This is a genomic window from Microcoleus sp. BR0-C5, assembly GCF_036705045.1.
In the GTDB taxonomy this organism is placed as follows: Bacteria; Cyanobacteriota; Cyanobacteriia; order Cyanobacteriales; family Microcoleaceae; genus Microcoleus.
In genome coordinates, this window is sequence record NZ_JAUBTR010000054.1 from 12,741 (window position 1) to 24,203 (window position 11,463).

Annotated in this window: 7 protein-coding genes; 3 read left to right on the top strand and 4 right to left on the bottom strand. The window is 45.4% G+C overall.

What is annotated here, in order from left to right; translation table 11 throughout:
* Positions 1-518: 518 nt before the first annotated feature.
* A complete protein-coding gene (locus QUB08_RS22270; RefSeq protein WP_006634869.1) occupies positions 519-1,187 on the bottom strand; it encodes a glycoside hydrolase family 108 protein in 669 nt (222 codons plus the stop codon).
* A 99-nt stretch (positions 1,188-1,286) separates the two neighbouring features.
* On the opposite strand from QUB08_RS22270, the gene QUB08_RS22275 reads away from it, so the two are divergent.
* From QUB08_RS22275 to QUB08_RS22285, 3 genes are all read left to right on the top strand, one after another.
* Positions 1,287-3,467, top strand: a complete 2,181-nt coding sequence (locus QUB08_RS22275) for a tetratricopeptide repeat protein (protein WP_333227194.1) — start codon at positions 1,287-1,289, stop codon at positions 3,465-3,467.
* 143 nt (positions 3,468-3,610) lie between these two features.
* Positions 3,611-4,207: a tRNA isopentenyl-2-thiomethyl-A-37 hydroxylase MiaE gene (locus tag QUB08_RS22280; protein ID WP_333227196.1), complete on the top strand. Its 597-nt coding sequence runs from the start codon at positions 3,611-3,613 to the stop codon at positions 4,205-4,207.
* 91 nt (positions 4,208-4,298) lie between these two features.
* Positions 4,299-4,793 (top strand): GNAT family N-acetyltransferase, encoded by a 495-nt coding sequence (locus QUB08_RS22285; protein ID WP_333227198.1) that lies wholly within the window; start codon positions 4,299-4,301, stop codon positions 4,791-4,793.
* A 183-nt stretch (positions 4,794-4,976) separates the two neighbouring features.
* On the opposite strand, the gene QUB08_RS22290 is transcribed toward QUB08_RS22285, so the two are convergent.
* The 3 genes from QUB08_RS22290 to QUB08_RS22300 form a co-directional block, all read right to left on the bottom strand.
* The gene (locus tag QUB08_RS22290) at positions 4,977-8,774 is read right to left on the bottom strand and encodes a PAS domain S-box protein (RefSeq protein ID WP_333227200.1); all 3,798 of its coding nucleotides are present in this window, start codon (positions 8,772-8,774) and stop codon (positions 4,977-4,979) included.
* 120 nt (positions 8,775-8,894) lie between these two features.
* The gene (locus tag QUB08_RS22295; protein ID WP_333227202.1) at positions 8,895-10,286 is read right to left on the bottom strand and encodes a malic enzyme-like NAD(P)-binding protein; all 1,392 of its coding nucleotides are present in this window, start codon (positions 10,284-10,286) and stop codon (positions 8,895-8,897) included.
* A 712-nt stretch (positions 10,287-10,998) separates the two neighbouring features.
* A complete protein-coding gene (locus QUB08_RS22300) occupies positions 10,999-11,394 on the bottom strand; it encodes a hypothetical protein (RefSeq protein ID WP_333227204.1) in 396 nt (131 codons plus the stop codon).
* Positions 11,395-11,463 lie beyond the last annotated feature (69 nt).

Here is an 11,463-nt window from a genome sequence, read left to right on the forward strand (position 1 = left end):
GGAGAGGAGCTTCGGGATTTAAAAAGATGTTGATCGGAGTAGTGAGAACCTGCATCGTCTAAGTTTTATGAGGAATCTAGTCCTCACTAAAAACCTATAGCAATCCTCGCATCATTTGCATAATTATTGTAGGGGCAATCCCACGCCCGGTTGCCCGATATATAGGGGGTAGGCACTCTTAGCACTACCCCTACAAATTTATCTGAATCATTTAGGATTGCTATATAAGGGTTATTTGAGCCGGATAAGCTGTTCTGCATTGAGATTTTAATTTTCGGGCAGGTTCTCCTGCCCACCCCACAATAGTTTCAAGAAACAAGATTGTAAAAATTCGATTCGCATCAGCAGGGTAAGCGCATCTTGTCAATAACGAGGGGTTTTAGGACAATAACTCGGCTTTATTGTTGTTTATTGAGAACGGCTTTTCCACCTATAGCGCTTTTGTCTCTACTCAAACGCTATATACGGGAATGTAGAAATTAGATGCGCTTACCCTGTTCGCATCAGCTTATTAACTGTTAATTTTTAATCTTATTCACATACCCCCACAAACTGTAATCGCGACTCAGCCAACCCCGGAAAAAAGCCATTTGAGTCGGGTCTTCTTGTACCCGTTTGTAGCGGTAAATAATTCGTTCATTAATCATTTGCAGGGCGGTATTTCTGTTATTTGCCCCTTTCAGCGCTTCCTTGGTGCGGGCATCAAAAACTCCCGTTTGCGGCAATCCTAATGCTTGCTGGAGAAAGGTAATAGAGTTATTAATACCGAAATTAACAGCCGTGTCAAACATGACGATCGCCAAAGCCGGCTGCATCGTGCCCGAAAGGCTCGAATCCCAGTAATATTTATAAATTTCTAGGAGCTCTGCTTCCGACATCTGCGTCACGTCTAGGGGCGGAAGCCCACGACTGTAGCGGTAGGCGTTGTATTCTGTTTGCAAGACGCCCCGATAAGTTCTGCCGCCCTTATCGGCTGGGTGATTGCTGAATCCGCCCTCAAAATATAGGGTGAAATAAAGAGCAGTTTGAAATAATTTCTGCCGAAAGCTGGCTGTCTGCTGCTGCTGTGCGAAAGTCTTTTGGGCAAAGGGTAAGGGGATTGCTAAGGTTAACAAGAGTATCCCCAGCAGGAGGTTTGGTTTCCACTTGATGTTATGTTGGCGCTGTGTCGCTTGCTTGTCGCTCATAAATTCTCTGTGACGATCGCCCGTAGTTCCGCTAAAACTGCTACTCTGCAAAATAATATAGATTCAACCTTTAACTTGATAGCACAGATAGGCCGCAAAATGAATTCCGATTTTCGCAACCAATCCGAAACACCCCAATTTGAAGATGCTGCATCGCTGACAGTGGTTGCAGAAACCTATTACTCTCAAGGCAATTTAGCAGCAGCCGTCGCTGCTTGTCGCCGAGCTCTGGAATTGCAACCGGATTGGGCGGCGGCTTACGTGACAATGGGCAATGTGCAGCAAGCAAGTGGCCAAATTGAGGAAGCGATGCGGTTTTATTCCGAGGCGATCGCTCTGAATCCCGATTTTGCTGAGGCTTATGCTAATTTGGGCAGTATGCTCTACAAACAAGGGCTTTTGGTGGAGGCGGTTGTCAATTACTCCAAGGCGATCGAACTTAAACCAAATTTGGCTGCTGCTTACTGGAATTTGGCAGGGGCACTGAAGCAGCAGGGGCAGCCGGATGCAGCGGTAGCATACGAACAAAAAGCTCTCGAACTTAATCCCCACCTTGCTCAGGTAGATTTTCACTTAAATTTAGGAGATAAATTAGCGCGGCAAGGGAAGTTAGATGAGGCGGTGGCTGCATGGCAACAGGCGATCGCATTCAAACCCGATTTAGCCGAAGCATACTGTCAAATTGGCCAAGTCTTGCGCCACCAGGGTCAATTTAAAGACGCCATACCCAACCTTCAAAAAGCTCTAGAAATTAAACCCGATTTTATTTCTGCCCACCAACATTTGTGCGACATCCTCAGAGATACTAGCGATTTAGCTGCCGCGCGGCAAGCCGTGCACCAATACAGCCAAATGTGTGCCGAAACCGATCCAATTATGACCGCGATTTACTTCATCAGCACCTATCAAGTGTCGGGATTAAATCAAATTGCGGGCGATCGATTTTTAGAGCTAGAGTCATACTTGCAGCAAAACTTAGAAACCGCTAGCCCGGTGGAAATTAAATCGCTTTATGCAAACTTGTTATTCAGCACACCCTATTTGCGAGATGACTTGGCAGCCAACTCAAAACTTTACAGATTAATTGCCCAAAAGTATATCGACCAATGTATTAAACCTAATTTTTCTCAACCTGCAAATTACAGTTTCAAACCAAGTTCCGCATCCAGCAAGTTAAAAATCGGCTTTTTGTCCAATCACTTTAGCCGCCATTCTGTCGGTTGGTGCAGCGCCGACATCATTCGCGAATTGTCCGAAATCACACCCCATGTGTATTTGTACGCTTCCGAAAGAATTGTTCCTGACGATCGCACTCAGCAATTTGAAAGTTTTGCCAAACTAACTTTTCCCACAAGCTACCCCAACGGACTTGCCAATTCTGCCGAAATTATCGACAAAATTAAGCAAGATGAATTGGACGTTTTAGTTGATTTAGATTCTCTCAGCGTACCAGTTAACGCTGACATTCTCTACCAAAAAACCGCACCAGTTTGTGTTTCTTGGCTGGGATTTGACGCCCCTTACATATCGCCGGAAAATTACTTTCTTACAGACTGGCACTCGCACCCAGCAGATCGGGAAAAATATTATGACGAACAGCTAATTAGGATGCCTGATTCCTTTGTAGCGGTGTCCGGTTTTCAGAGATATGGAGTCGATCCAGTTGCATTGAGAAGGTCGCATCGGATCGGATTGGATCAGATAGTTTACCTGTGCGTCGCTTCCGGCAGAAAATTCAATAGCGAGTTGGTAAAAGCACAAATTGCGATTCTCAAAGAAGTGCCGAACAGTATCTTAATTCACAAAGCTTTAGGCGATGCTGCGGTGTTTGAGGCTGCATATCACCAAGCTTGTGAAGCTGAGAAAGTGAGCAAGCACCGAATTAAGTTTTTGCCGAGGTTTGCTACTGAGGAAGAACACAGAATTATCTATTTGCTGGCCGATGTGTTGTTAGATTCTTATCCTTACAACGGAGGAACTCAAACTTTAGAGGCTTTGTGGTCTAATTTGCCGGTGGTGACTCGCACAGGAGGGCAATTTTTGTCGAGAATGGGTTATTCGTTTTTGCAGACTTTGGGAATTGAAACAGGCGTGGCTTTGTCTTGGTCGGAATATGTGGAAGTGGGTGTAAAATTGGGCAAAGAGCGTGAATTGAGAAATGCAATTAAAGCACAGTTGGTGAAATCTAAAGCTCCAGCAAATTTGTCGCCGCTGTGGAATCCGAAAAAGTTTGCTGTTGATATGTATGCGGTGTTGGAAAAATTGTGTAAAATAGGATAAATGCTGACAGATGACTAATGACTGATGACTGCTGACTGATGACTGCTGACTACTGACTACTGACTAATGACTAATGACTACTGATTAATGACTGCTGACTAATGACTAATGACTAATGACTAATGACTAATGACTAATGACTAATGACTTCAACACTGCCAACTATTAAGTTTTTGAAACAGCCGACTTCGGAAGCTTGGGTGGAACAGGCGATCGCCCATTTGGATACAATCTTATTAGACCATTCTCACTGCGAGCGGAAAGCGGCGGGAGTAGCGTTAAATTTAATGTTTCGCTACCCAGCCAGGGAAAAATTGGTGAGGATGCTAACGGCGATCGCCCGTGAAGAATTAGAGCATTTCGAGCAAGTCAACCAGCGGTTAGAAAAGCGCGGCATTGCTTTAGGCCCTTTGGCCGCACCTCCCTACGGTGCCGGTTTGTCCGCCCAAATTCGCAAGCAGGAACCGGAGAGACTTTTGGATTCTTTGTTGGTTTCTGGTTTGATAGAAGCGCGCAGTCACGAACGGTTGGGGCTGCTGGGCGATCGCTGTCCCGACGCGGAATTAGCTAAGTTTTACCACAGTTTGATGGCTTCGGAAGCGCGCCATTACGGTGTATATTGGATTTTGGCAACAACTTATTTCGATCGCACTCTTGTGATTGACAGGTTGGAGGAATTATCATTAGTAGAGAGCGATTTGCTGGCAAGTCTTCATCCCGAACCGAGAATTCACAGTTAAAATCTAGGTGCATTTAAAGACTGTAAGATACAAAAAATTAGTAAGTTTACAGTTGCTAAAGTCAAAAAATAAATATACGTTGCAACCACCAATGAAAACCCAACATCTGGATTTTTTAATTCGTTCCTGGGAAACGCGCGATCGCGCTGAGGCGTTCTATTTAATTAGGGATGTTTTAGCAGAATACGGTTTAAAATGCGAACCTCACGGGGCCGATCGAGATGTCTATGATGTAGAACTTCATTATCAGAATAAAGGCGGCGAATTTTGGGTAGTTGAACGGCAGGATAAAATAGTCGGTACGGCGGCTTACTATCCGATAGAGCGCGGAAATAATGCTGTGGAAATTCGCAAAATGTATATTTTGCCAGCAGCAAGAGGACAAGGTTTGGGTAAATTTTTACTGCAAGAATTGGAAAGTAAAATTATCGCTCGCGGCTTTGAGGAAATTTGGATTGAAACGGCTAGCATTCTCAAAGAAGCTGTGAAAATGTATGAAAATAGCGGATATCTACCGACAACTGGTGTGGAGACGCCAAGGTGCGATCGGGTTTACGTAAAATTTATAGGTACAAAAAAACTATAATTACTAAAAATTACACGCTAATACCAATTCTCCCAACTCTTGCAACAATTATGAGTTTTTGGTTTGTTTCCTGAACAATCAGGTAAGGTGCGTCGCTTGGAGATTGTCGCTCTTTTTTAGGATTTAAGGGTGGCGACGCACCCTACAGCTACTGTTGCATGACTTTTGAGAATTAGTATAAGTTTAATTGATCTTTTGCTGCAGAGGAATCTCGATCGCAAATTCGGAACCTTCTCCCAATACAGAATTGCAAGAAAGCTTGCCACCGTGTTTTTCTACTATAATAGAGTGGGAAATCGCCAATCCTAAGCCAGTTCCTTTGCCAATGGGTTTAGTAGTGAAAAACGGGTCAAACAAGCGCTTTTGCACATCTGCGCTCATCCCAGGGCCGCTGTCAGCTATCCATATGGCAACGCTGTTATTGTCGGTTACTTGGGTGCGAATCGTAATTGCGAGATTTTTGGCGGTGCGATCGGATTTCTTCATCTCCATTTCCAATGCGTCTAGCGCATTGCTCAACAAATTCATAAATACTTGATTTAACTGACCGGGATAACATTCAACTAAAGGCAAATTACCGTATTCTTTAATCACATTAATTGTCGGGTGATCGGCTTTATGTTTCAGGCGGTTTTGCAAAATCAGCAGCGTGCTTTCAATGCCTTCGTGAATGTCAACTTGTTTCTTTTCGGCTTCGTCAAGTCTTGAAAAAGTTCGCAGGCTCAAAACTATGTCGCGGATGCGATCGGCTCCGACTTTCATAGATGCTAAAATTTTAGGTAAATCTTCAATAAGATAATCAATTTCCAAGTCTTCCCTTGCATCTACAATTCTTGCGCTAGGCTGCGGGTATTCCTTCTGGTAAAGTCGCAGCATTTTTAGCAAGTTTTGAGTGTATTCGCTGGTGTAGGTGAGATTGCCATAGATAAAATTAACCGGGTTGTTAATTTCGTGGGCGACACCTGCTACTAATTGTCCCAAACTCGACATTTTTTCACTTTGAATTAATTGAGTTTGGGTGCGTTGGAGTTCGTGTAAAGTTTGTTCTAGCTGTTGAGCTTGAGCTTGAGCTAATCGGGCCGCTGTGCGCGTTTGGGTGTAAAGTTCGGCGTGGTCGATCGCGATCGCAATTTGAGCGACTACCGCTTGCATTAGTTCGACTTCCGAGTCGCTCCAATTTCGCATGGACATAGCCTGATAGCAGGTAATCACCCCAATATCGCCTGCAGCAGTATGAATTGGCAGCGACAGGACTGAATTAAAATTTGAAGCCTGGAAAACTTCGCGCAATTCTACATCTTCAAAAGTGCTGACATCATCAATTCGCAGAATTTCTCGCCGCAAAATCTGTCGCACTGCGAGACTAGATTTGTCGTCTACAGGATAAGTGCCAAGCATACTCGGCAAATCTGCATTCTTCGCTTCGTAAGTTACTTCCCAAACCGGAGGATTGTTGTTGGGGCGATACCAAGTGAAGATGCACCAATCTAGGTGCATCAGATTGCGAATTTCTTGAACGGCGGTTGCTAAAATTGTGTCTAAATCTAAAGAAGTGCGGATTTGGTTGGCAATTTGATTGAGCAGTAATTCTCGCTGAGCTTGTTGTCTGAGCGCTTCTTCCGATCGCACTAAAGTTTCTTCTGCAAGTTTGCGATCCGTTAAATCTTGGATCACTACTTGGATAATTTTTTCATTTCCCACCTCGATGACTGTCAGCACCACTTCGGCGGGAAAATCAGTACCGTCTAAGCGCTGATGAACCCAATCAAAACGGTGCTTTCCCCGCTCAAAGGCGATGGCTATCATGTCGTCAGCCATGCTCAAAGAATCTTTGCCGTTGGGTTGGAAAGGAGGTGAGAGTTTGCCAGGGTTTTGGCAGTACAACTGTTGCGTGGCGGTGCAGCCGAATAGTTGTAGGGTGGCTGTGTTGGCATCGGTTATGGCATTGTCACATAGCATAAAAACAGGCAAACTGGTTAATTCGTAGAGCGATCGAAATTTGGCTTCCGACTGCTGCAATGCGGCTTCTGTTTGCTTGCGATCGGTAATGTCGGCAACCATTGCCAAAGCACCCACATAGCATCCCTGTTTGTCGGCCAAGGAATTAGTAGAAAGCATCGCCCACAAGTCGCTGCCGTCTCGGCGAAGGAACTTAAAATCGTGCTGTTCGCTAATTCCTTGACTGCGGCGGTCGAGATTGACTTGGGCGATCGCCATGCCTTCTGCATCCATGAAAGCAAATAGCGACTGTCCGATCATTTCCTCTGCTGTGCAGCAGAGCATATCGGCCATTTTTTGGTTGACAAAAGTAGTGTTACCCTCCGCATCTATAATCCAAATTCCTTCGTCTGCTGTCTCGACAATGCACCTGTACTTTTCCTCGCTTTCCCTGAGCGCTTCTTCTGCTAATTGGCGAGCAGTAATGTTTTGAGTCATTAGCAATCCGCCGATGATTTCTTGCCGTTCGTTTCTGACTGGCAAAGCATAACCGAGGTAAACGCGATCGCTGTAAAAAAATTCTGTAACAACTGTTTCTCCTGCCAGTGCCGCCCGATAAGTTGGCTCGATATTAGCGCAAACATCTGGCTCGAATACTTCCCAGATTGTCTTGCCTTCCATCAATTCTTTGGAAAGCCCCACTGCTGCTAATTCTGTACCTTCTACAAGGCTGTAGCGCATTTCTACATCGAACAACATCACCGCACCGTTAGGAAAGTTGCTTGCCATAGTGCGGTAAAGTTGTTCGCTTTTTTGCAGCGCTGCTTCTGCTTGTTTGCGATCGCTAATGTCAACTACGACTGCACCGATGCCGAGAGCCTCGCCATCTTTGTCTAGCAAGGGAAAATAAGAGCCTGTCAGGTGTCGGACAAACCCAGGCTTTCTGGGATTGTCACCACTCATCTCGATATTAATTAAGGGTTGTTTACTCCTCAAAATTTGTTCGTACAAAGGCTCTACAATTGGAGCCATATTTGGCAATATTTCGCGTACAGTCTTGCCAATGTGTTCTGCTGGACTCAGGCAATTTATTTCTGCTAGAAATTGATTAATTTGCACGTACCGCAGTTGGGAGTCCAAAATACAAAGTCCCGCCGGCGCCTCCTTCAAAAAGGCATCAAATAGTGATTGTCTTTGTGCTAACTCTTGTTCTAAAGCTTTGCAAACGCTGAGATCTGTTAAAGAACCCATCATCCCCACAACTTCTCCCGTGTTGTCTTTCAATAGCGACAGCATCAGGTGCGAGGAAATTTTTTCTCCAGATTTACGGCGTGTGATAACTTCAATTTCATGATCGCCTTTTTCTTGTACCAGTTTGATGACTTGCTCTAACAAAAATTCGCGATCTTCTGGCGGGTAAACTAGAGAAATGTGCTGTCCGATAGCCTCAGATTCTTCATAGCCATATAACTTTTGGCAGGCTTGATTCCAAATGGTAATCGACCCGTCCATATCTGTAGAAATCACCGCTTCCTGAATTTGGTCAATAATTTGACTTTGGAGACGCAATTTTTCTTGAGCCTGTTCCAGTTCGGCGATTTTTTCTTCGAGTAGTTTCTGAGTTTTTTCCAGTTGGGCAGTCTGCTTTGTCAGCAATTTTTCCAGATGTGAATTGCTGTGCGGCGGTGCTGATTGCAGCGGAGTGCTATTTTTAGGCACAGGATTAAAAATTTCTTCAGCGCTTAGCCAAATCGCGCACTCTCCCCCTGTTTCAATTGCCCGCTCAGAAACTCGCACGGGTACGAGATGGTTGTTTTTATGTTTGTATGCTGCTTCGCACGGGCTCGTGCACTGCGTTTGCTGAATTTCCCAGTAGTTGAGGTGAAGAGTTTCTGCAACTGTGCGGCCGATAATACTTGCAAAAGCTGGATTTACGTCGAGAAAAGTCCCGTCCGTCCGGCACAATGCCAGCCCAATGGGACTGAGTTCTAACAATTGGCGGCGGGAGCGATCGCGCTTAGCTTTTCGTAACTGGCTTTGCATCTGACATAGCTGGGCTTGGGTTATTTTATTATATCTTTTTACCTTGTTTATTGCTGTGAATTTTACCCTTCTTTAAGGAAGAGGGAAGAAGGAAGAAGGAAGTCTTCCTTCTTCCTTTAATTAATCGCGGGCAATACCTTCGGATCGGGCGGCCAACTGCACTGCACCGGCGACAGCAATGGCAACTCTTTCGTCAAAAACCGACGGTATAATGTGCTCTTTGTCAAGCTGGGAAGGACTGACTAAAGAGGCGATCGCATAAGCTGCTTCCAAGTACATAGTGGGCGTAATCGTGGCAGCTTTGCAGTCCAAAGCGCCTCGAAATATCCCCGGAAATGCCAAAACATTGTTAATTTGATTTGGGTAATCGCTGCGTCCGGTTGCTATGATCGCCGCATCTTCCATAATTAATTCTGGCTGAATTTCGGGAATGGGATTGGCCATTGCAAAAACAATGGGATTTTCGGCCATCGAACGCACCATAGATCGGGTGACTACGCCGGGGGCGCTGACGCCTAAAAATACATCGGCACCGGCGATCGCATCTTCCAAAGTACCGCTCGAAGCCACGGCAAATTCTAGTTTTTCTGGGTTCATATCCGTGCGGTCTTCGGAGAGAACGCCTTTGGAGTCGCACATGATGATGTTTTGTGCACCTGCTTTACGCAACAACCGGGCGATCGCGACTCCGGCCGCACCGGCTCCGTTAATCACGATACACACTTCTGCGATGGTTTTTTTGACGATTTTCAAGGCATTAATTAATGCTGCCAAACTAACAATTGCAGTGCCGTGCTGGTCATCATGAAAAATCGGAATATCTAAGGTTTCCCGCAATCTTGCTTCGATTTCAAAGCAGCGAGGAGAAGAAATATCTTCGAGGTTAACGCCACCAAAAACCGGGGCGATATTCTGCACTGTGCGAATAATTTCATCGGTATCTTGGGTATTCAAACAGATAGGAAAGGCGTCAATACCTGCAAATTCTTTAAATAGCATGGCTTTGCCTTCCATGACTGGCAGTGCGGCGGCAGGGCCGAGGTTTCCCAGTCCCAAAACTGCGCTACCGTCGGTAACAATGGCAACAGTATTTTGTTTGATTGTGAGGTTATAAACTTGTTGGGGGTCATTGGCGATCGCAGTGCAGATGCGGCCGACTCCAGGGGTGTATGCCATTGCCAAATCAGATTGGCGTTTGAGGGAAATTTTGCTAACTACGCTGATTTTTCCGCCGCGGTGCAAGTTGAAAGTGCGATCGTACACGTCGATCACTCTGATATCTGGCAGTCCTTTCACTGCTTGCACTATTTCTTCATTGTGCTCGAGGCTGGAGGCATCGACGGTGATATCACGAACGGTAGTGGCACGGGTTTGCTCGATCAAGTCGATTTGGCCGAAGTTGCCGCCGACAGATGCGATCGCACTGGTGACTCTTGCCAGCATTCCCGGCTGGTTCGGCAGAGCAACCCGAATTGTTAAACTAAAGCTGGGATTTGGTGTCAGTTTTACCATGATGCCTTGATTTCCGATTTGAGAATTTCAATCTTAGATTTTATCGCCAATGTTAGGCATAAAATTTAATAATTCCAATTTTCAACTGAAATTTTTAACAAATTCTATGAGCCTGTGGTACGATCGCTCTGCACTGCCAGGGGTGTGGCTGGAAAACTGATCTTTTTTTGAGTAAAGCTTTGCTCTGTTTCTAGCTGGTAACTCTCCCACAAACAGCGTATTTTCTGTCAATTTCCCCGCGAACCGCGAATATGAAGCGCGGGGCTAGAAACCGGGTTTCTGAGGTCAACCTGCGGAACTCTTATCTATTTTTGAGAATATTTCTGCTTATTCTGAACATCAGCAGATATTTCGCAAAAATCTATTTTCTAGCGATACCGCCTAATTCCTGCTGCTGTCTTTTGAAGCGAGACACCCAGAAGAGTTGATGCGGCTTTTTGGTGGCCTTTATTGGGAATGTAAAAAGTAGATGCACGGCTGTTTTAGCCGGCAGGTAAAAATCTGAGCGACTGACAAGCGGGTCTTTGATATATATTTTGTCTGGTTTAACACTTGCCAAGGATGGTGACTGCAACCTTGCAAACGCTCTAAATTACCTGCACGCTTTGCCCGATAATTCCAGGGAGTGTAACTAACAGACAATCTACCCCGCGCCGACACAGGCACAGCTTGGGCCGAACCCTGTTGATTTGCTGGTTGCTAACTGTCAATTTTACCGATCGGCCGCAGCATCGGCCCATATAATTGTAAAGAATTTGCAAGCCAGACAATCCGGGGGAACATTTTCTAAGTTTTGCAGATCAACCGGTTGCTCTGCTTCGCTGCCGGGGGGAACTATGCACAGGGCAACTTGTCCGACTCCAGCCATGAGTTCGGCAACTCGCTCCAAAATACTGTCCATTTTTTCCATTAGTTGCTCTGCTGCATCCAGACTCGGCGCGATGATGAAAAAGGTTTTGACTCCATCGGGACAAGGGGCGAAGCCAAGCGTACACTCTCGTAATAGTGCTTGGGCGGAGAGACTGAAACCGTCGTAGAAGCGAGCGATTACTGCTTGATAAAAGGCGATTGTCAGAGAGCGATCGCCAAAAATTGGTTGAGATAACATAACTACTTCCTTTCGTAGGATTTTTGGGAGCATTGAAAAAATTTTAACATACCTTAATGTAAGCGATTT

Excerpts from the sequence above, each read along its gene's own strand:
- QUB08_RS22290 (WP_333227200.1), bottom strand. The coding sequence starts at position 8,774 with ATGCAAAGCCAGTTACGAAAAGCTAAGCGCGATCGCTCCCGCCGCCAA.
- QUB08_RS22285 (WP_333227198.1), top strand. The coding sequence starts at position 4,299 with ATGAAAACCCAACATCTGGATTTTTTAATTCGTTCCTGGGAAACGCGC.
- QUB08_RS22295 (WP_333227202.1), bottom strand. The coding sequence starts at position 10,286 with ATGGTAAAACTGACACCAAATCCCAGCTTTAGTTTAACAATTCGGGTT.
- QUB08_RS22270 (WP_006634869.1), bottom strand. The coding sequence starts at position 1,187 with ATGAGCGACAAGCAAGCGACACAGCGCCAACATAACATCAAGTGGAAA.
- QUB08_RS22300 (WP_333227204.1), bottom strand. The coding sequence starts at position 11,394 with ATGTTATCTCAACCAATTTTTGGCGATCGCTCTCTGACAATCGCCTTT.
- QUB08_RS22280 (WP_333227196.1), top strand. The coding sequence starts at position 3,611 with ATGACTTCAACACTGCCAACTATTAAGTTTTTGAAACAGCCGACTTCG.
- QUB08_RS22275 (WP_333227194.1), top strand. The coding sequence starts at position 1,287 with ATGAATTCCGATTTTCGCAACCAATCCGAAACACCCCAATTTGAAGAT.